The organism is Pseudomonas sp. P97.38, from assembly GCF_001269745.1.
GTDB classification, from domain to species: Bacteria; Pseudomonadota; Gammaproteobacteria; order Pseudomonadales; family Pseudomonadaceae; genus Aquipseudomonas; species Aquipseudomonas chlororaphis_E.
Window position 1 is genome coordinate 240,901 of sequence record NZ_LHVJ01000011.1, and the last position, 21,531, is coordinate 262,431.

General features: G+C 62.7%; 14 protein-coding genes. 5 read left to right on the forward strand and 9 right to left on the reverse strand.

Annotated elements, in window-relative coordinates; genetic code table 11:
- Position 1 precedes the first annotated feature (1 nt).
- From AD664_RS06605 to AD664_RS06615, 3 genes are all read left to right on the forward strand, one after another.
- A complete protein-coding gene (locus AD664_RS06605) occupies positions 2-1,738 on the forward strand; it encodes an IlvD/Edd family dehydratase (RefSeq protein ID WP_053145313.1) in 1,737 nt (578 codons plus the stop codon).
- A 258-nt stretch (positions 1,739-1,996) separates the two neighbouring features.
- Entirely contained in the window at positions 1,997-2,716 is a 720-nt protein-coding gene (locus AD664_RS06610; protein WP_053145315.1) for a FadR/GntR family transcriptional regulator, read from the forward strand.
- Positions 2,717-2,855: 139 nt separating this feature from the next.
- On the forward strand, positions 2,856-7,562 hold the full coding sequence (locus AD664_RS06615) for a dermonecrotic toxin domain-containing protein (RefSeq protein WP_053145317.1): 4,707 nt from the start codon (positions 2,856-2,858) through the stop codon (positions 7,560-7,562).
- 177 nt (positions 7,563-7,739) lie between these two features.
- On the opposite strand, the gene AD664_RS06620 is transcribed toward AD664_RS06615, so the two are convergent.
- On the reverse strand, positions 7,740-10,115 hold the full coding sequence (locus tag AD664_RS06620) for an RND family transporter (protein ID WP_053145319.1): 2,376 nt from the start codon (positions 10,113-10,115) through the stop codon (positions 7,740-7,742).
- Positions 10,116-10,158: 43 nt separating this feature from the next.
- On the reverse strand, positions 10,159-11,211 hold the full coding sequence (locus AD664_RS06625) for a YCF48-related protein (RefSeq protein ID WP_053145321.1): 1,053 nt from the start codon (positions 11,209-11,211) through the stop codon (positions 10,159-10,161).
- A 365-nt stretch (positions 11,212-11,576) separates the two neighbouring features.
- Here AD664_RS06625 and AD664_RS27490 point away from each other — a divergent pair, with 365 nt between their 5' ends.
- Positions 11,577-12,008, forward strand: coding sequence for a hypothetical protein (locus AD664_RS27490; RefSeq protein WP_157061546.1), 432 nt, complete (start codon positions 11,577-11,579; stop codon positions 12,006-12,008).
- 269 nt (positions 12,009-12,277) lie between these two features.
- Here AD664_RS27490 and pepN read toward each other — a convergent pair whose 3' ends face one another.
- The 6 genes from pepN to AD664_RS06655 form a co-directional block, all read right to left on the reverse strand.
- A complete protein-coding gene (gene pepN, locus AD664_RS06630; RefSeq protein ID WP_053145323.1) occupies positions 12,278-14,935 on the reverse strand; it encodes an aminopeptidase N in 2,658 nt (885 codons plus the stop codon).
- 13 nt (positions 14,936-14,948) lie between these two features.
- Positions 14,949-15,779 (reverse strand): DUF2797 domain-containing protein, encoded by an 831-nt coding sequence (locus AD664_RS06635; RefSeq protein WP_053145325.1) that lies wholly within the window; start codon positions 15,777-15,779, stop codon positions 14,949-14,951.
- On the reverse strand, positions 15,776-16,036 hold the full coding sequence (locus AD664_RS06640; protein ID WP_042729992.1) for a YeaC family protein: 261 nt from the start codon (positions 16,034-16,036) through the stop codon (positions 15,776-15,778). Before AD664_RS06640 ends, AD664_RS06635 begins: the two co-directional genes overlap by 4 nt.
- An 83-nt stretch (positions 16,037-16,119) precedes the next feature.
- Positions 16,120-16,995, reverse strand: a complete 876-nt coding sequence (locus AD664_RS06645) for a rhomboid family intramembrane serine protease (RefSeq protein ID WP_053145327.1) — start codon at positions 16,993-16,995, stop codon at positions 16,120-16,122.
- Positions 16,992-17,966: a metallophosphoesterase gene (locus tag AD664_RS06650; RefSeq protein WP_172679701.1), complete on the reverse strand. Its 975-nt coding sequence runs from the start codon at positions 17,964-17,966 to the stop codon at positions 16,992-16,994. The genes AD664_RS06645 and AD664_RS06650 overlap by 4 nt, the downstream gene beginning before the upstream one ends.
- On the reverse strand, positions 17,963-18,853 hold the full coding sequence (locus tag AD664_RS06655) for an NAD(+) kinase (RefSeq protein ID WP_003180647.1): 891 nt from the start codon (positions 18,851-18,853) through the stop codon (positions 17,963-17,965). Before AD664_RS06655 ends, AD664_RS06650 begins: the two co-directional genes overlap by 4 nt.
- 105 nt (positions 18,854-18,958) lie before the next feature.
- Between AD664_RS06655 and AD664_RS06660 the strand changes: the two genes are divergently transcribed.
- Positions 18,959-19,924 (forward strand): DUF1853 family protein, encoded by a 966-nt coding sequence (locus AD664_RS06660; RefSeq protein WP_053145332.1) that lies wholly within the window; start codon positions 18,959-18,961, stop codon positions 19,922-19,924.
- Between the two features lie 130 nt (positions 19,925-20,054).
- Here AD664_RS06660 and AD664_RS06665 read toward each other — a convergent pair whose 3' ends face one another.
- Positions 20,055-21,338 (reverse strand): arsenic transporter, encoded by a 1,284-nt coding sequence (locus tag AD664_RS06665; protein ID WP_053145334.1) that lies wholly within the window; start codon positions 21,336-21,338, stop codon positions 20,055-20,057.
- Positions 21,339-21,531 lie beyond the last annotated feature (193 nt).

Sequence of the window (21,531 nt, forward strand, 5' to 3'; positions counted from 1 at the left end):
CATGTCTGATAAGAAACCCTCCCTGCGCTCGGCCCAATGGTTTGGCACCGCCGACAAAAACGGCTTCATGTACCGCAGCTGGATGAAAAATCAGGGCATCGCCGACCATCAGTTCCATGGCAAGCCGATCATCGGCATCTGCAACACCTGGTCGGAGCTGACACCGTGCAACGCGCACTTCCGGCAGATTGCCGAGCATGTCAAACGCGGCGTGATCGAGGCCGGGGGCTTCCCGGTGGAATTCCCGGTGTTCTCCAACGGCGAATCGAACCTGCGTCCCACCGCCATGCTGACCCGCAACCTGGCGAGCATGGACGTGGAAGAGGCGATCCGCGGCAACCCGATTGACGGCGTGGTGCTGCTCACCGGTTGCGACAAGACCACTCCTGCCCTGCTGATGGGCGCCGCCAGTTGCGACGTACCCGCCATCGTCGTCACCGGCGGGCCGATGCTCAACGGCAAGCACAAAGGCCAGGACATCGGTTCGGGCACCGTGGTCTGGCAGTTGAGCGAACAGGTCAAGGCCGGCACCATCACCCTCGATGACTTCCTCGCGGCCGAGGGCGGCATGTCTCGCTCGGCCGGCACTTGCAACACCATGGGCACGGCTTCGACCATGGCCTGCATGGCCGAAGCCCTCGGCACCTCGCTGCCGCACAACGCCGCGATTCCGGCCGTGGACGCACGCCGCTACGTGCTGGCCCACATGTCCGGCATGCGCGCGGTGGAGATGGTCCGCGAAGATCTGCGGCTGTCGAAGATCCTGACCAAGGAAGCCTTTGAAAACGCCATCCGCGTCAACGCGGCCATCGGCGGTTCCACCAACGCAGTGATCCACCTCAAGGCCATCGCCGGGCGCATTGGCGTGCAACTGGAGCTGGACGACTGGACTCGCATCGGTCGCGGCATGCCGACCATCGTCGACCTGCAGCCATCCGGTCGCTTCTTGATGGAAGAGTTCTACTACGCCGGCGGCCTGCCCGCCGTGTTGCGTCGCCTCGGCGAAGCCAACCTGATCCCCCATCCCGATGCCCTGACGGTCAACGGCAAGAGCCTTGGCGAAAACACCAAGGACGCGCCGATCTATGGCCAGGACGAAGTCATCCGCACCCTGGACAACCCGATCCGCGCCGACGGCGGCATCTGCGTGCTACGCGGCAACCTGGCGCCACTGGGGGCGGTGCTCAAGCCTTCCGCCGCCACGCCTGAGCTGATGCAACACCGCGGCCGGGCGGTGGTGTTCGAAAACTTCGACGAGTACAAAGCGCGGATCAACGACCCGGAACTGGATGTGGACGCCACCTCGATCCTGGTGATGAAAAATTGCGGGCCCAAGGGTTATCCGGGCATGGCCGAGGTGGGCAACATGGGCTTGCCGGCCAAGCTGCTGGCCCAGGGCGTCACCGACATGGTGCGCATTTCCGATGCCCGCATGAGCGGCACCGCCTACGGCACCGTGGTGTTGCACGTGGCGCCGGAAGCCGCCGCCGGTGGCCCGTTGGCGGCGGTGAAGGAAGGTGATTTCATCGAACTGGATTGCGCCAGCGGTCGCCTGCACCTGGACATTCCCGACGCCGAACTCGCCGCCCGCCTGGCCGATCTCGCCCCGCCCCAACAATTGCTGGTGGGTGGCTATCGCCAGTTGTACATCGACCATGTGCTGCAAGCGGACCAAGGCTGCGACTTCGACTTCCTGGTCGGCTGCCGCGGTGCGGAGGTACCACGGCACTCTCATTGACCTCTGGGAGCAAGCTCCCACAGTGCTTTCGAGGCGGTCCGCAAATCCCGTCCGCCAGAAATCCTTGTGGGAGCGGGCTTGCTCGCGAAGACCGCGGCACAGTCAACATCAATATCGACTGACACACCGCCTTCGCGAGCAAGCCCGCTCCCACAGTTCTAATCCTCAGTGGATTCAAGTTCGCACTAGCGACCCGCCCACGCCGCGCCTGCTATCATGCGCAGCACCTCCTCTCCCACAGGGATCGCGCCGCATTCCATGGATTACCGCAAACCTTCCGACCGCAAAAGCATGCACGCGCGCATCGTCCAGGAACTGGGCATGCAGATCGTTTCCGGGCGCTTCAAGCCAGACGACAAACTGCCAGCCGAAGCCTTGCTGTGCGAGGAATACGCCGTGAGCCGTCCGGTGCTGCGCGAGGCCACCCGGGTGCTGGTCGCCAAGGGCCTGGTGTATTCACGCCCGCGGGTGGGCACGGTGGTCAAGGCCCGGCGCGAATGGCACATGCTCGACCCGGACGTGTTGCACTGGTTGATGCAAAGCAGCCCGCAGAACGAGTTCTTCGGCCTGCTGACCAGCGTGCGCAGCATCATCGAACCCGCTGCCGCCGCCCTGGCTGCACAGTTCGCCACCGACGCCGACATCGCCGCCATCCGCGAAGCCTATGAACGCATGGACGCCGCCCCGACGCCCGAAGCCCTGCTGCAACCGGACCTGGATTTCCACAGCCGCATCGCCGACGCCACCCACAACGACCTACTCGCCAACCTGTGCAACATGTTGTCGGTGGCCATCGCCGAAGCGCTCAAGCATTCCAACCAACGGCCCAACCTCCACGAGCTGGCCATGCCGCGGCACAGGGCGATCCTCACTGCCATCGAGAACCGCGACGCCCTCGGCGCCCGCCACGCCACGCTGGTGCAACTGGACGACGCCCGCAGCGCATTGAACGTTGTGCTGGGGGCCGATCCCGCCTGATCAGGTCAGAAAGCGCAACGCTTGGCTAACCGACATTGTTCTCAACAGGCGGTATTTATGTACCGCCTGCCCACGCCATGGAAGTCGATACTTTTCTCGCCGTCATCCCGACGGCCATGTTTCGTGAAAAGGACTTCTCATGAGCACCCCTCCCACCGCTGATTCGATCCCTGCGCTGGCCCAATGTGTCAGCCTGCAATTCGCCAGTCGCCCGACCCTCGAACAGGTCGCCCGGCGCCTGCTCGAACAAGCCCTCAAGAAAGCCGATCCGTGGCTGGACATCGACCTCTTAAAGACCCAACTGGCGATGCCGGACGTCACCGCGCGCGGCTGGCACTTCCAGCCCTTGATGGGCGTGGTCCTTGATTACCTGGCCAGCGGCACACCCCCGGACTTCACCTCGAAGGGAACGCTTGACTGCTTTCTTTCCGACGACCCGCCACGGCGCCTCCGGTCAGGGGATCGACACCTGGACATGCAGGTCGTCCGGCGAGCGATCCTTGAACTGCCCTGGAGCGTACCCATCGACCTGGAAGATGCCTTGGTCCGTTACTGGAGCGCTGACATCAGCGGCGACGGCCAAGCCGACGCGAGCCGCCACACCAGCCGCTGGTGCTGGCTCAGCGATGTGTTGCGCAACACCCTGAGCCTTCGGGGCCTGCAACAACCCGGGCTCACGGACGCCGCGCGCGAGACCCTCGACCAGATCGTCCGGTGGCCGGACCACGAGCAACGTTTGTGCCTCAACCGCCTGGCGCCGGTGTACGCCTACCGCCTGGAAACCCGGCTCGTCCAGGGTGGCAACCCGACGACACTGGTCGCCAGCGAGATGCTCCTGAGCCGCGTCCATCAGGGCATGCGTGAATGGCTCTTGTGCAGCCCCGGCAGCGCGGTGCAGTCCTTTGCCTCCCTGGAGGCCTTCGAGCACCACTGGGGCAAACGCATTGCCAGCCAATACACCGTCGACACCATCACCTGCCAACGCCACGAGATCAGTGGCAACGTCTTCGAGCACCAGGCGGCCATGCTGCTGGAGCAGCAACTGGCCGACCTGCAAGCGGTGCAGTTGCCCGCCGGGCTCGACACGCAGACGCTCACGCATCTCTACAGCGACTTGAGCGACCCGGCCCGCTCGCTGCTGGACGCCCCACGGCTTTCACCCGACATGAAGGCTCGCCTCGAGCCCCGGTTGCCCACCTGGCTGAAAGACGCCGCCATCGTCGACCAGACGACACTCCAGCACTACAGCCTGGCGCTGGCCAGCGCCAAGCGACGCCACCAGGGCCAGACCTTTCTCAGCGGCATCGACGACATCAAGGCCTTTACCGCCAACGCGTTGCTCGAACACCTGGGAAAGGCCAACGATCGCAGTCCGAATCCGCTGCCGGCGAGCTCACTCCAACCCGACGACGTGGTGCTGACATTCAGCGTTTCGGCGGGCTATCCCGGCACCATCGGCCTCAGCGAAAAGCGGCAGATGAGCCTGACCGAACTGGCCATCCACAACCTGGTCGGTCGTCCCAGCGGCACCTTCACCCTCAGCCATCGCCTGGGCCAGGCGTTGCCGACCTGGCTGACACCGGCCTTTATCAACCCTCTGATCGAACAGGTCGACATTGGCGCGACCTATCCTCGCTATCTGCGCGAGCATTTGCTCGACGACGCTCCCCGGGCGCAGGCGCGGCAACGGATCTTCGCCGAACAGCTTCCGGCGCAACTGATGCTTGAAGCCTTGAAACAGAAACTGGCCGGCGAGAACGGCATGACCGTCCAGGGCCTGCGCCTGCTGGAAGCCGTGCTCCAACCCGACGCGGCGAGCCAACGGGTCGACGGTCGCCCGGTGGTCATTCGCCAGCTGCGGGTGTTGCGCCAACCCAAGGCGCGGCCCGACACCGTGGCCAACATGTTCATCATCGAGGCTCAGGACATCGCCAACGGTCCGCACCTGTTGTATCGGCCGCTCTACGCGCCCTCGCTGCAGCAATTCCCGACCCGCGAGACACTGATGCAGGCCATTGCCACCTCCGGAGACCTGCAGGACAGCATCCTGACCTGGCTTCCCGACGCTGCACGCCCGATCTACGCCAACGGTGGGTTCTTGGAGCCTCACATCATGCGGTTCTTCACCGGTGACGAATTCAGTGTCCCGGACAAGCCTGCTCCCGCCACCCTCGCCCTCGACGATCCCCGCGACGAACTGCTGCAATCGCTGCGCAAGGGTGAGCTGATGCAGTACCTCTACGGCTGCAACGCCCAGGCCCTGGTTACCCAGGCCGACCGGGATTCGGTGTCCAACCGCGAGAGTCGCTGGGCCGTGTTGCTCGAAGGCGGCGGCCTGTTGTTCAACACCTTGCTGTTCCCTTTGCTGCGCGGCCCGGCCATGACCACCGTCTGGCTCTGGAACCTGATGGCCAGCGCCCAGCAAGACATTCCGGCGCTGATCAGCGCCGACCCGGTGGCCCGCGAGTTCGCCGCGGTCGACCTGCTCGTCAACCTGGCCCTGCTGGTAAGCCAGTTGCCTGCCGGCCATGGGCCCGCGGCGCGTGCCGCGCTGCCCGAATCGGTGCAGCAGGAGGCCATGCGCCCGCCCGCGCCGCGTGCCGTCGCCGAGCAATGGCCCGAACCGGCGGCGCCCACCCTCTTGGAGGGCACCGTGGCCGAGCCTGACGCCCCCGCCGAGGCCAACAGCCGGCGCCTGGATCTCAATTTCGCCAGGGCCGGTGGTCAACCGACGCCGCAACAACAGGCGCGACTGCAACAATTGCAGGTGCCCTCCCCCAAGACCCTGCCCGACCCCATTGAAAATGGCCCGTTCAAAGGCCTGTACGTGATCGACAACAAATGGCATGCCCAGGTCGAAGGGGCCTTCTATCGAATCACGCCTGAATACGAGGGCAGTGCAACCATCGTCGACCCATTCGCTCCGCTCGACACCGACAAGAATGGCCCGCCGTTGCGCGTCGATGCCCAGGGCCATTGGCACCTGGATTTGCGCCTGCGCCTGCTCGGCGGTTCGCCGCCCAAGCGGGTGGAGGCACAGCGGCGTGTCAACCTGGAGCGGGCCAAGCAGTTGATGGATGAATCCAAACGGCTGGAGGCGCAAGACGCAGACCGACAAAAAGCTCTGGACGTGGCCCAGCAGGTCATGATCCGGACCGATGAAGGTGGCAACTACACCGAAGCCCAGCGGGCGGCCAAACGCAAGATTTTCTATGATCTGCTCAACGAACAGACCGAGATGTACCTGACGCTGGCGAACAGTGCGGCCGAACGCGCCAGCCTGGGCATCGGTTTTCCATCTGGCTACATGCATGTGCTCATGGAAAACGTGATCAACAATGCCCGCAAGGCGTTTGTGATCACGGAAAAGGAACTCGAGTCCCTCCAGCAAGCACATCCTCAGTTTGGAGAGTCTGCCAACATCAGGGAAGTTGCCATCCGTGACGTCGAGTCCTATATGAAATACCTCGACACCAAGAGCGACATCAATGACCAGGCGCTTCACTGGCTGGAACTCAAGGACGATTACCTCGAGCGGCTATTGAACCTCGATGCGTCGGGCGCACGGGCGTTCGAACGGTTGACCCGCAACCGTCCCGCCAATGAGAGTAACGCCTTCGGCATTAAAATCCGGCAACTCACCACGCTCCCCATGCTCTCGGTGAAAAACCGCCAATCGGCCCTGCCTGTTCGGCTGCTGCGCATTCTCATACCCTTGATGGAGCACATCCGTTCAAACGATGACCTGCAAACCTACGACGTCTCCCCTTCGGACAGAATCGAAGTGCTGGAAAGCCTGACCGAGCATTACGGCAAGGCCCTGGATACGTTGAAGGGGACAAAGGCCCTTTACCTGGAGGACATCAACGAATCCTATTTCGACAGGGTGATCAAGCTGGTCGAGGGTCTGTATCAGGAGGTCTCTGGCAAACTCGCCGCCGAAATCAAACCCGAACCAAAACCGCGCAAGCGTGTACCGAAACGCCCCAGGACCGGCGCCGGGTTGCCGCAGAAAAAACTCATCAGGACCCGCCACAATGGCGTCTTGATCGGCGACCTGAAACCCGCCGGCACGAGCCTGCCAATCGAAGTCGTCGAAATGCGCTCCAAAGGCAACGACCAAGTACTCGCCACCTATTCTCGCCACGAAGATGTCTGGGATGTGGTCGACGTACGCCGTCCGGCCCCGGCGCCCCAGACGCGGTCGATCAAAGCGATCCGGGCCCAGGCACGAGAACTGCTCGACGAACTGGACAAGCGCATGAGCCGCGCCGAAAGCTACAAGACACACTGTCGGCATCCTCAGGAAATCGAGGAAATCCTGAACAATGAAGCGAGTCACTTCCGCACGCTCGGCGAAGAACTCGACCGGGCGTTCAGTGCATCGCCCGGCTCACGCACCCCGGCCAACGAGGAACTGGGCCGACAATTGTCAGACGCCGCCCACCAACTGACCACCAAGGGCAGCGACCTGCGCACCGAACTGAGCCTGAAACTGCCGCCCACCGACGGCAACCTGCGGTTTCTGTTCGAAAAAAACCTGGTACAGGTGGCCCGCCTCGGCGACCGCACGGCCCTGCAAGGCGCCCGCAAGGACTTCCTTCAGGAATACGCCATCAACGACCGTGACGGCTTCCCGATCTGGTACGCGCATTTTCATTATGAAGCGGCCGACACACCGAAGGACAACTTCAGCGTCGCGCACCTCAAGACCAAGGAGCAACGCAAGGAGCACTACCACTCGCTGCTGGCCAAGGCCAACAGTTCCTATGCGGTGGTGAATGTGCATCGAGGGCAGATCAGCAAGTCGCTGGCCCAGAGCCGGTTTCTGCCGTTGGCGCCTTGATCGACGAACACTGCAAACAACCGTGGCGAGGGAGCTTGCTCCCCCTGGGCTGCGCAGCAGCCCCAAAAGAGCCGCCTCCATCAATCTGATACATCGAGGGGGCAGGTTCAGGGGCTGCTGCGCAGCCCAGCGGGAGCAAGCTCCCTCGCCACAGGGGGCTGCGCCAGCCTTGATCCATCAATGGGCAAACAACGAATTGCCCTTCTGCCCCGCCAGTTTCTCCGGCTTGATCAGGAACCGCGCCAGCGCCGGCAACAGCCACAGCGCACCGAACATGTTCCACAGCAGCATGAACGTCAGCATCAGGCCCATGTCGGCCTGGAACTTGATGGCCGAGAAGATCCAGGTGCACACGCCGATGGCCAGGCACAGGCCGGTGAACAGGACGGCTTTACCGGTGGACTTGAGCGTCTGGTAGTACGCTTCCTGCAACGGCAACCCGGCCCGCAGGAAGCTTTCCAGCCGACTGTAGATGTAGATGCCGTAGTCCACGCCAATCCCCACGCCCAGCGCCACCACCGGCAGGGTCGCGACCTTCACGCCGATGCCCATGAACGCCATCAGCGCGTTGCCCAGCACCGAGGTCAGCACCAGCGGTAGCACGATGCACAAGGTCGCCGCCCAGGAGCGGAAGGTGATCATGCACATGGTTGCCACGCAGATGTACACCAGGATCAGGATCGTCAGCTCCGACTCCTTGATCACCTCGTTGGTAGCCGCTTCGATACCGGCGTTACCGGCGGCGAGGATGAACTCCAGGCCATCGCGGTTGTTTTCCTTGGCGAATTCCTGCACCGCCGTGACGGCACGGTCCAGGGTCTCGGCCTTGTGGTCGTTGAGGAACACCAGCACCGGTGCCAGGGAGCAGCTGTTGTTGTACAGGCCATCGGCCCGGGCGATGGAGTTGTTCAGCACGTCGGGGTTGCGCGACAGGGTTTCCCATTTCAAGTTGCCCTCGTTCATGCCCTTGATCATTTGCTTGGACACGGTCACCAGGGAGATCGCCGACTGCACGCCCTCGGTGTTCTGCATCTTCCACATCAGTTCATCGATGGGCGCCATGGCTTCGTAGCGCGAGCAACCTTCGGCCTTGGTCTTGACCATCACCACCAGCACATCGGAACTGGTGGAGTAATTGCTGATGATGAAATTGTTGTCCTGGTTGTAGCGCGAGTCCGGCCGCAGTTCCGGCGCGCCCTGGTCGAGGTCGCCGATCTTCAGGTTCTGGCTGTACCACAGGCCGCCGCCGAAGGCGATCAGGGCCAGGGCAATGGACACCGGCGCGACCTTGGCGCTGGCGAAGTTCGACAGCACACGCCAAAACGGATGCTCGCGGGTCGCGTCCTTCTTGCTGCGCTCGATGGCACGCTTGCTGATGCCGACGTAGGAAATCGCCACCGGCAACAGGATCAGGTTGGTGAACACGATCACCGCCACGCCGATGGACGCCCCGATGGCCAGTTCGCGGATCACGCCAATGTCGATAATCAGCAGGGTAATGAAGCCGACGGCGTCCGCCAGGATCGCGATCATCCCCGGCAGGAACAATTGGCGGAACGTACGCCGCGCCGCCGTCAGGGCGTTGTCCGCCTCGCTGGACTGCAAGGCGATGCCGTTGATCTTCTGCACGCCGTGGGAAATGCCGATGGCGAAGATCAGGAACGGCACCAGCATCGAGTAGGGGTCGAGGCCGAAACCGGCGGCATGCATCAACCCCAATTGCCAGATCACCGCCACCAGGGTGGTGCTCAATACCGCGATGGTGCTGCGCATGCAGTGAGTGAACCAGTACAACAGCACCAGGGTGATGACGAAGGCCACGCCGAAGAACATCACCACCATGACCAGGCCATCGATCAGGTCGCCGACCTTCTTGGCGAAGCCGACGATGTGAATCTGCACGTTCGGGTTCTGGGCTTCGAACTTATTGCGGATCTTGTCTTCAAGCTCGTGGGAAAACTTGCGGTAATCGAGGGCGAGCAGTTTGCCCTGGTCCTGCGGGTCCGGGTAGGACTCCAGCAACGGGATGTCGATGATGCTCGACTTGAAATCGTTGGCCACCAGGCGCCCGACCTGGCCGGACTTGAGCACGTTGTTGCGCAGCAGGTCGAGGCTGTCGGCCGAGCCGTTGTAGCTCTGGGGAATCACCTCGCCACCGGCGAAGCCCTCCTCCGTCACCTCGGTCCAGCGCACGCTCGGGCTCCACAGCGACTTGAGGCCGGAACGGTCGACGCCGGAAATGTAGAACACCTCGTCGTGGATCTGGCGCAGGGTCTCCATGTATTCCTTGGAGAAAATGTCGCCGTCGGTGGCTTCCACCGAGATCCGCACGGTATTGCCCAGGTTCGCCAGGTCGTTGCGGTGTTCGAGCATCTTCTCGATGAAAGGATGCTTGAGCGGGATCATTTTTTCGAAGCTGGTGGACGGCCGGATCAGCGTGGCCTGCCAGAACAGGAAAAGGCTGACCAGCAGGCAAATGACGATCACTGCCGGGCGGTTATTGAAAATCAGGCGCTCGAGGAACGTCGCCTTGTCTTGGTGATGACTGCTCATGGGGTCCGCCTTCTTGTTTTTGTGCCCGTCGTGCAGGCTCGACTCATTTGCTCAGTTCAGCACCGGTGGCCGTGGTGGCGCGTACGCCGCCTTGCCCCGCCAGGATCAGGTTGCCGTTACCCGCCGCCGTGACCGCGGCCACGGAAATCCGGTCCGGACGGTTGTACACGCTGAAGCTCACGCCATCGTCGGTGCTGCGCACCACGCTGCCGCCGTTGCCGACAATCACGATGGAGCCGTCCGCCAGCAGCGTGCCCCCCGACAAGCCGAACTCCAGGGCGCCGCGGGCGGCCTTGAGTTCGACCTGCTCCCAGGTGCCGCCGAAGTCGGTGGAGCGATAGAGGTTGCCGCGCAAGCCGTAGGCCAGCAGCGTGGAAGGCTGGGCGGTGCCGATGACGCCGAACAGCGAGCCTTCATAGGGGCCTTCGAGCTTTTCCCAGGTCTGGCCCCAATCGCTGGAGCGGAACATGCTGCCGGCCTCGCCCACGATGAACAAGCCGGCGTCTTTCACGGCCGTAATGGCGTTGAGGTGGAACTGGTCTTCGTTGTCGATGCGGTCGCTGGCGTCTTCCCAGTGCTTGCCGCCGTCGGTGGTTTCGAACAGCGCGCCATAGGCGCCGACGGCGAAGCCATTACTGGGGTCCTTGAACCAGACGTCCAGCAGCGGCGCTTCGCGCTTGAGTTCTTCGAATTGCTTGGTCCAGGTGCTGCCACCGTCGTCACTGGCCAGGATCTGCGCGTCGTGGCCCACGGCCCAGCCGTGCTTGTCGTCAACGAAGAACACGGCGGTGAGCATCTGGCGGGTCGGCACCTTGGCCTGGGTCCAGGTAGTGCCCTGGTCGTCCGAGTAGACAATGTGGCCCCGGTCGCCAACCGCCACCAGCCGCTGGCCGGCGTGCACCACGTCGAGCATCAGGGTCTTGCTGGCCTTGGCCGATTCGACGGAATAGATGACATCGGTGGTCGACGCCGCAACGGCCATCACCGGCGCCGACAACACGGCAGAGCCCAGCAGCGAGAGTGCCGAAGCCAGCAACGCCACTCTGCGCAGCACCGGCGGGCGACAGCGGCCCACCGCCATGACAGGCTCATTCATAGACCTTTCCCCCCTTTATTATTGTTAGGCCTCGTACGTTGCCATTTCTGGAGCATAGCCCTGAAACCTGCAATCTAGAGCCACTTCGGAAGCTGGCCTATCCTATCGGGCTTTCGAAAGGTCTGACAATCGACGCCACGTTATCTTTTGTTAACCAAGAGGGATGGCGCGGGGAGTGAATGATGGGGTATTCGATGGGGTGATGGCACCGCCATTACAACGACAGCCTAGGTTTTCTATTCAAAATCAATATAAAACCCTGCTATTTCTGACAGTAGCCCGCTTCCCTTTTCTAATCGACATTCACCACATCGAACAGTGACTGACAAAATATTGCACTAGCAATCGCAAGAGGAGCGAGTGTCATGATCCCCCCTGAAAATGTTAATGATGAAAAAGGATTTGATGTAGAGCCCTACAATAGCTATGCCATGGACGTCCCTACTGTAATCAATCTACTGGAAGGAACAGGATATTCCTGGGACATGAATCTACCAGCATTCAATTTCACCAATAAATACAGGGGCGCAACTTTTATAAATTACAAAGTAATGGGGAGCATTGGCCATAGCAATAAATATTCTGCCAGTGTCACGTTCCATGATGACCTTAGATTCTCAAGCACTGAATTCATTAAAGAAACAGAGGAGCCCGCGCCAGGAAATGAAGAAGCCTTAGTCAATGCTCTCAGCCTGAACATTCTACTTGCCAGGCGCTATACGGCGGGTGTCGGCCTAGGGGCACTGGCCATTCATGGCTCTGGAAAAGAACTTAACTTTTCAAAAAGAAGCTTTTAGCCCGGATTGCTGATGAGCCTCGTCGATCAAGTCGATAAAGCCTCACAAGACAGGTGTTCGCTGCAATCTACTGTGGGAGCGGGCTTGCCCGCGAAGACGGCGGCACATTCAACATCTTCATGACAGATATGCCGCTTTCGCGGGCAAGCCCGCTCCCACAAGGGATTTGGGGCGTACGCAGCCTTTGCATGCGCCCGCAAGACCTGTGGGAGCGGGCTTGCTCGCGAATAAAGGCGCCGCGGTCCGCCAGGCAGACCGCGGCATCGAGCTTACGCCAAGCTCTTGCTCACGACTTCAAACACATCGGCCGATAGCCCACCCGACGCCAGGATGCGCTCCAGTTCACCCTTCATCAGCGCCTGGCGTGCGCTGTCGTATTTGCGCCAGCGGGTCAGCGGCGCCAATTGGCGCGAGGCGATCTGCGGGTTGAAGCCGTTGAGCTGGATGACCAGGTCGGCCAGGAAGCGATAACCCGAACCGTCGGCGGCGTGGAAGTTGATCAGGTTCTGCCCGGCAAACGCGCCGATCAGCGCCCGCACCTTGTTCGGGTTCTTGATATTGAACGCCGGGTGCTCCATCAACGCCTTGACCCGCGCCAGGCCACCGGGCAGCGGGCTGCCGGCCTGGACGCTGAACCATTGGTCCATGACCAGCGGATTGCCCTTGAAGTTTTCCGCGAACACTTCCAGGGCACGGGCCTTCTCGGTTTCAAAAGGCGAGTTGACCAACACCGCCAGGGCCGTCAGGCGTTCGGTCATGTTATCCGCGGTGTCGAATTGCTCCAGGGTCGCACTGAGCACTTCTGGTTTATCGGTGAGCATCAGGTACGACAGCGCAATGTTCTGCAAGGCGCGACGGGCAAAGTGTTCTGCCTCGGCCACATACGGCGTGCGCTTGGACAGGTCGCGGTTGGCTTCATAGCGCAGCCACAGGGCTTCGAACAGATTCTCGGCCAGTTGCTGGCGGGCGAACTCGCGAGCGGCATGGATCGCCTCGACGTCGGCCACTTCGCTGATTTCCGTCAGGTAGGCTTCGCTTGGCAGCGAGAGCATTTCCGCGACCATGGCCTGGTCCAGGGATTCGTCCGACAGCACCGTGCGCAACGCGGTAACCAGGCGCGGGTCCAGCGACAGGCTGACGCCCTTCTGGTGCTGGGCGATCAATTCCTGCAACACCTGCACCGACAATTGCTGGCCGGCATCCCAGCGATTGAAACCATCGCTGTCGTGCTGCATCAGGAACATCAACTGGTCGCGGTTGTACGGGAAGCTCAGCTTGACCGGGGCCGAGAAGCCGCGCAGCAGCGATGGCAGCGGTTGTTCGGCGATGTCGACGAAGGTGAAGGTCTGCTCGGCCTCGGTCACCGAGATGACCCGCGACGTGCCGTTCGCGGCTGCTTCACCGGCCAGGCGCAAGGGTATCTCAGCGCCCTGGCGGTCCAGCAGGCCCAGCTCGACGGGAATCACGAACGGCAGTTTTTCCTGCTTGTCCGGGGTTGGCGGGCAGCTTTGGCTGAAGGTCAGGCTGTAGGTACGAGCCGCCGCGTCGTAGGACTCGGTCACGGCCAGTCGTGGCGTACCGGCCTGGCTGTACCAGCGCTTGAACTGGGTCAGGTCGACGCCGTTGGCATCTTCCATGGCCTTGATGAAGTCATCGCAGGTCACGGCCTGGCCGTCGTGGCGCTCGAAGTAAAGGTCGCTGCCCTTGCGGAACCCTTGCGCCCCCAGCAGCGTGTGGATCATGCCGACCACTTCCGAGCCCTTTTCGTACACGGTCAAGGTGTAGAAGTTGGAGATCTCGATAAAGCTGTCCGGGCGCACCGGGTGGGCCATGGGGCCGGCGTCTTCGGCGAACTGGTGGGTGCGCAGGTAGGCCACGTCCTGGATGCGCTTGACGGTGGCGGAGTTCATGTCGGCGGAGAAACCGGCGTCGCGGAACACCGTGAAGCCTTCCTTGAGCGACAGTTGAAACCAGTCGCGGCAGGTCACGCGGTTGCCCGACCAGTTGTGGAAGTATTCGTGAGCGACGATCGCCTCGACCCGCTGGTGCGCGGCGTCGGTGGCGGTTTCGGCGCGGGCCAGCACCGCGCTGGAGTTGAAGATGTTCAGGCCCTTGTTTTCCATGGCCCCCATGTTGAAGTCGTTGACCGCGACAATCATGAAGATGTCCAGGTCGTACTCGCGGCCATACACCTGCTCGTCCCAGCGCATCGACTTCTTCAGGCTGGTCATGGCGTGCTGGCATTTGTCGATGTTTTCCGGCTCGACATAAATGCGCAGCGCCACAGTGCGCTCGCTCGACGTGGTGAAGGTGTCTTCGACGCACCACAGGTCACCGGCCACCAGGGCAAACAGATAGGCCGGTTTCTTGAACGGGTCTTCCCAGGTCGCCCAGTGCCGACCGTCTTCGCCGGGACCGCTGGCGATCGGGTTGCCGTTGGACAGCAACACCGGGTAGCTGTGCTGCTCGGCCACCACGGTGGTGGTGAACTTGCTCATCACGTCCGGGCGGTCGAGGTAATAGGTGATCTTGCGGAAACCCTCGGCCTCGCACTGGGTGCAGAACATGCCGCCGGACTTGTACAGGCCTTCCAGGGCGGTGTTGGTTTCCGGGTGGATCCTGACGGTGGTGTCGACGGTAAAGGCCTGGGCCTTGGGCTGCACGGTCAGGTGGCTGTCGTCCAACTGATAGTCACTCGAAGCCAGGTCAGTGTCGTCGAGCTTGATCGAAATCAGCTCCAGGTGCTGGCCATCGAGCACCAGCGGCGGCAGGCCGGCACCGCGCTCGGGGTTGCGGCGCATCACCAGTTGCGCATGGACCAGGCTGTGGTCCTCGAACAACTCGAAGGTCAGGTGCGTTTCGTCGATCAGGTACTCGGGCGCCTGATAGTCCTTCAGGTAAATCATCTTCGGTTGTTCGGTGCGCATGGGTCGAATCCTTCTACTGATGCACGGCCAGCTGGTAGGCCGTGTATTTACGAATGTTGATCACGCCAGTGTCGAAAATCAGGTACTGGCCCTTGATCCCCAGCAGCGTGCCTTCGGCGATCGGGTCCTTGTCCAGGTTGAAGCTGACGATCTTGGTCGGGTATTGCTCCACCGGATAACGGATCTCGAGGGGTTCGACGTCCGCTATGGTCTGGATCGCCTGCAAGCCGAATCGTTCCTGCAACCCCTGCAATCCCGGGGCGCAGCTTTCGAACAGCGCATCGCGGATCCGCGGCAGGTCCACCGCCACGGCATCGCCCTTGAGCAACGCGCGCCAATTGGTCTTGTCCGCCACCTGGCTGCGGAACAGGTCTTCGACAAACCCCGACTGCTGACGGGTGGCGACCCGCAGGATCGGCAACGCCTGGCTGGCGCCCTGGTCCAGCCAGCGGGTCGGCAGTTGGGTGGCACGGGTGATGCCGACCTTCACGCCGGACGAGTTCGCCAGGTACACCACGTGATCGGTCATGCAGAACTGCTCGCCCCATGCCGGCTCGCGGCAGGTGCCCGCCTCGAAATGGCAGCGCTCGGGGCTCATGATGCACACATCGCACTGCGCCAGCTTGGTCATGCACGGGTAGCAATACCCCTGGCTGAAGCTGGTCTTGGTCCGGCGCCCGCAATGGCTGCAATGGATCGCACCGAGGAACTCCAGGCGCACCCTGCTGCCGATCAACGGATTGACCGGCACCTCGAGATCGCCCAGACGCAAGGCATAGTGAACGTTCGGCCCGTCAAGGCGCGCCGACATCTTGCTGATTGCACCGCGGCCAATCTCGATCAATGGATGGCGTCCGACTTGAACAGAATGTTCGGCACTTCGTGCGCCTTGGACTGGCATTCCTGCGGCCCCATGTAACCGGTGCGCTCTTCTTCGGGCAGGTTCTGGATTTCCCAGGCGATCATCGCCTGCAACGACAACTCGCGCTGTTCGGCGGTGAGTTTGTTGCCATCGGCCCATTTGCCGATCTCCACCGCCAACTTCAGGCTGCGATAGATGTCGGGGGTAATGTTCTGGATCATTTCGTTGAACGAGGACATGGGTTCTCCGCGCGTTCGTTAGTGACAATAAAGATAAGTGGGCTATTGGTCATTCGTGGCGAGCGAGCTCCCTCGCCACCCGATCATGGTCGGGCCAGTTTACGGCGAGCGAACAGCCCGCCCAACAAGCCCGTGAAGCAACCGATGAGCAAACCGCCCACGTGGGCGCCGTTGGCGATTTCTCCGAAACCGATCAGCGAGACCAGCCCGGACATGCACAGCACCAGCCACCCCAGCATCATCGCCATGACGCCACGGGGCAAGCGGTAGGCCGGATTCGGCGCCAGCCATTGATAAATCCAGCAATGCCCCAGCAGGCCGTACAACACGCCGGACAAACCGCCGAACAGTGATGCGCCGCTGACCAGGTACTGGACGAAATTGGACACCAGGCTGAACAGCAGCGTCAGCCCCAACAGATTGATGCCGCCCTGGCGCGCCTCGATCCGTCGCCCCAAATCCCAATACCACAGGCCATTCATGGCAATGTGCAGGAAACCGAAGTGGATCAGCATCGGTGTCACCAGGCGCCACCACTGCCCCGCCGCCAAGCTGTCGGCCAGAGGGATGAACTGGATGTAGTCACCGGCAACGCGAAACTCGAGGAAGGTCAGCCAACGCAATGCCTGGAGATTCTCGCCCAACAGGGTCACGACGCCGACCAGCAGGCTCAACAGCAACACCAGGGCGGTCATCGGGCTTCGCGTCAGTTGCTCGACGACGCCTGGCCTTTTCGGCGCGGGGCCAATGGCCGGCAGCTCCAGGGTCTGCTGGAGATCGCCCTGCGGAAAACGGCCATACAGGGTGCGCACGTCTTCGCCCATCTCGTCCGGCACCCAGAGCACTTGCTCGCCCGCCTCCTCGCTGACCCGGTGTGGCACCTGCAGCCGTTGCAGCAACGTGACGAAACCGCTCAGGTCCGCTGTCAACGGCAAACGCACCACCGCGACCAGGTTCACGGCATCACCTCGGGGCGCTCGACATCGACCCAGACGAATTTGTGCGGGTCCAGGCGGGTTTCCTGGTCGAGCCGGTAGGCCGCCAACTTGCCGTAGAGCACCGCGCTGTAGTCCAGGCACGCCAGGTTGGAGCGGATCGGCGCAGGCTTGCCGCTGCGCCAATAGTGACCGACGAACAACAAGGGCTCATCGATGCCGTAGCGCAACAGGTTGTTCTTTTCGTCGGCTGACAGAGGCCTGCGTGCCACCGGCTCGGGCAACGCATCGGGCTGGAACACAATGTCGCCGTAGGTCTTGGGATCGTCTTCCCAGAACTTGGTACGAAAGAACGACCGGGTCAGGCCATCGCCACCGGTGAGGGTCATGCCGTGGGGCAGGCGCATGTCGGTGCCGCGCAGCAGGCGATCGAACACCGTGCAGGCAAAGCTGCCCGGTTGCGCCGACGCCTGGAGGAAGTGCTCGTCGACGCAGCCGTCGGGGAACAGGCCGCGCAACGGTTCGATCAGGCCGGCGTCCCAACAGGCGTGGACCACCCGGAACCGGCCCGCGTCGACAAACAGCGGCAACTCATAGAACCACTTGAGGAAGTCATGCCAGTCGCCGGGGTGCTGCTCGAATTGCGTCAGGGTTTCGTGCAGCAGGCGAGCGTGGCGCGGGGTGTGCTCGCGCACGTAGCGCTGGCCGCTGCCGGGCAATGCCGGGGTGCTCCAGCCCAGGGCGTTGAATTCGTGATTGCCCATGATGCACAGCGCCTGGCCGGCCTCGACCATGTCGTGGACGATGTGCAGCGCTTCGCGGATCCGCGGGCCACGGTCGATGATATCGCCCAGGAACACGGCCATGCGCGACGGATGTCGCCAGACCCCGCCCTGCTTGTGGTAACCGAGTCGGTCCAGCAGGTGTTCCAGGGTCAGGGCGCATCCGTGCACGTCACCGATCAGATCGTAACTGCGCGCAGGATCGAGCATCAGTCGCCTCCACCTCCGAGTCGACTGCCCCAGCCGAGCTTGGTCCGGCAGACTTCATAGTAATTGTGATCCAGCGGGTGGATCAGGCGCAGCTTCTGCGCTTTCTTGCTGACGGTGATGGTGTCACCCGGCGCGCAGGTGAAATGGTTCTGGCCGTCACAGGACACTTGCGGGTAGATCTGCATATCCTTGGACACGACGATTTTCAGCTCACTGTTGCCATCGACCACGATGGGTCGCCCAGACAAGGTATGGGGGTACATGGGCACAATCACAATAGCGTCGAGCTTGGGGTGCATGATCGGGCCGCCGGCGGACAGCGCGTAGGCCGTGGAGCCGGTGGGCGTAGCGACGATCAGGCCATCGGCCTTCTGGCTGCAGACGAACTGGCCATCGATGTACAGCTCGAATTCGATCATCCGCGTGGACTTGCCCGGGTGCAGCACCACGTCGTTGAGGGCGTCACCCTGGCCGATGGCTTCGGCGTGCCGGCGCACCTCGGCTTGCAGCAGGAAACGGTTTTCCACCAGGTAGTGGCCGTCCAGCACCTCGGCGACCTTGATCTCCAGCTCGTCCGGCCGGATATCGGTCAGGAAGCCCAGGCTGCCGCGGTTGATCCCCAGCACCGGGATATTGTGCCGCGCCAGGGCCCGCGCAGCCCCCAGCAGGCTGCCATCACCGCCAACCACGATCACCATGTCACAAACCTCGCCGAGCATCTTGCGCGACGACGTTTGCAAGCCATGGCCGGGCAACACTTCGGCGATGGTGTCTTCGAGGATCACATGCAGGTGTCGCTCCAGGAGGAAACGTTTGAGACGGCGAACGGTGTCCAACACCTGTGAACTGCCCAGGCGACCGATGATGCCGATATTGCGAAATTGCTCCATGAGGCTCCTGCGAGGATCTGCGGCGGGCGAAAATCACGATTATGGGCGAAAGCGCTCCATAGACAAAATTCTTTAAGCCTTCGCCGCAGCAGCTATGCTCGCAAAATGATCCTGTTCCCTGAATTGCTGGACCTGCCCCGTCGCCTGCGCCACCCCGAGGTGCGCGACCTGGCGTGGGCGCTGCTGGCCCCACCGATGCTCATCGACACGCCCTGGCCCCAGCGCCATCCGCTGACCCGCAGCGATTGGGTGCGAAACCCCGACCGACTGGAACACTGGCTCAGGCAGCTGGACCGCGACAGCTATTCGTTGCTGCAGTGGTTGTCACATGGACGGACGCGACGCCTGGGGCTGTATTACGAAAGGTTGTGGCAGTTCGCCGTACAGCACGCACCGGGCATCGAACTGATCGCCGCGAACCTGCCGATCCGGCGCGAGGGCCATACGCTGGGGGAACTGGACCTGTTGTTGCGCGACGACGACGGCATTCATCACCTGGAACTGGCGATCAAGCTGTACCTGGGCCCTCAACAGGGCGATGGGCAAGACGCCGCGCAATGGCTGGGCCCGGGCAGCCATGACCGGCTCGACCGTAAACTGGCGCACCTGCGCGAACACCAGTTGCCGATCTCGGCGCGCCCGGAAAGCCGTGAGGCCCTGGCGGCGCTGGGCATCGAACCCTCGGGCAACGAGCGGCTGCGCTCCGAACTCTGGCTGGGCGGGTACTTGCTCTACCCCTGGCCGAACCACGCCGAACCACCCTTGGGCGCCCACCCCCGGCATTTGCGCGGCAGTTGGCTGCACCAGCGCGATTGGCCGGCATTCGTCGCCCAACGTCCGCCAGGGCGCTGGCAACCCCTGCCCCGCGCCGCCTGGCTGGCCCCGGCGCATTATCCGGCCGAACAAACCTGGAGCAGCGCACAACTGCAAGCCTGGCGACAGGCCCTGGACCCGATGGCGCCAGCGCAATTGCTGGTGCGCCTGGGGGAAAACAGCTTGGGCGAGTGGGAAGAAGCCGAGCGGGTGTTCCTGGTGGCGGATCTCTGGCCGGCTGTGCCGGGCAATAGCTGAACGTTGTTGTGCCTGGACGGCCGCCTTCGCGGGCAAGCCCGCTCCCACAATGACCGCAGCATCTGCAATCTTGCGGGCAACCACAAAACCCTGTGGGAACGGGCTTGCCCGCGAAGGCGGCCACCTCGCTTCAGAAGGACAACCGCACCGCCAGCGCCGCCAACGTCACCAGCAACACCGGCGCCGTCAGCACGATCCCGACCTTGAAGTAATAGCCCCAGCCGATGCGAATGTCCTTGCGTGCCAGTACATGCAGCCAGAGCAAGGTAGCCAGGCTGCCGATCGGGGTGATTTTCGGGCCCAGGTCGCTGCCGATCACGTTGGCGTAGATCATCGCCTCCTTCACCGCCCCGGTGGCCTGGCTGGCGTCGATGGACAAGGCACCGACCAGCACCGTCGGCAGATTGTTCATCACCGATGACAGCAGCGCCGTCAGCACGCCGGTGCCCATGGCCGCGCCCCATACGCCGTAAGCGGCAAAGCTGTCGAGCCAATGGGCCAGATAGCCGGTCAGCCCGGCGTTGCGCAGGCCATAGACCACCAGGTACATGCCGAGGGAGAAGATCACGATCTGCCACGGCGCTTCCTTCATCGCCTTGCGCGTGGAAATTTTGTGGCCGCGGGCCGCCACGCCCAGCAGCAACGCGGCGCACACCGCCGAGATCGCACTGATGGGAATGCCCAGCGGCTCCAGGGCAAAGCAGCCCACCAGCAGGATCACCAGCACCGCCCAACCGGCATAGAACGTCGCCTTGTCGTGGATCGCCGTGGCCGGATCGTCCAGTTGTTGCGGGTCATAATCGCCGGGAATGTCGCGCCGGAAGAACCACAGCAGGATCCCCAGGCTGGCCGCCACGCTCACCAGGTTCACCGGCACCATGACCGCCGCGTAGCGGTTGAAGCCGATGCCGAAAAAGTCTGCCGACACGATGTTCACCAGGTTCGACACTACCAGCGGCAGGCTCGCGGTGTCGGCGATGAAGCCGGCGCCCATCACGAACGCCAGCGTCGCCGCCGGGGAAAAGCGCAGCGCCAGGAGCATCGAGATCACGATCGGCGTCAGGATCAGCGCCGCCCCGTCGTTGGCAAACAGCGCCGACACCAGCGCCCCGAGCAACACCATGTAGGCAAACAGCTTGCGCCCGCTGCCCCGACCCCATCGAGCCACGTGCAGGGCCGCCCAGGCGAAGAACCCCGCCTCGTCCAGCAACAGGCTGATGATGATCAACGCGACGAACGTGCCAGTGGCGTTCCAGATGATCTGCCACACCAGCGGGATGTCGGCCAGGTGCACCACCCCGCTCAGCAGGGCCAACAACGCGCCGAGCGTCGCGCTCCAGCCAACGCCAAGGCCTTTGGGTTGCCAGATCACCAGCGTAATGGTCAGCAGGAAAATCAATGACGCGATGAGCATGCGTTACAGCCTTGCGCAGAGGGATAGCTGAGGGGGGAAGAGGGGCGAATATAGGTAAACGCGAATACTCAGTAAAGCGGCATTGCAGAACCCGATAACCCCGTGGCGAGGGAGCTTGCTCCCGCTGGACTGCGCAGCAGGCCCCTGGGGCGGTCGCTGCGCAACCGAGCGGGAGCAAGCTCCCTCGCCACGG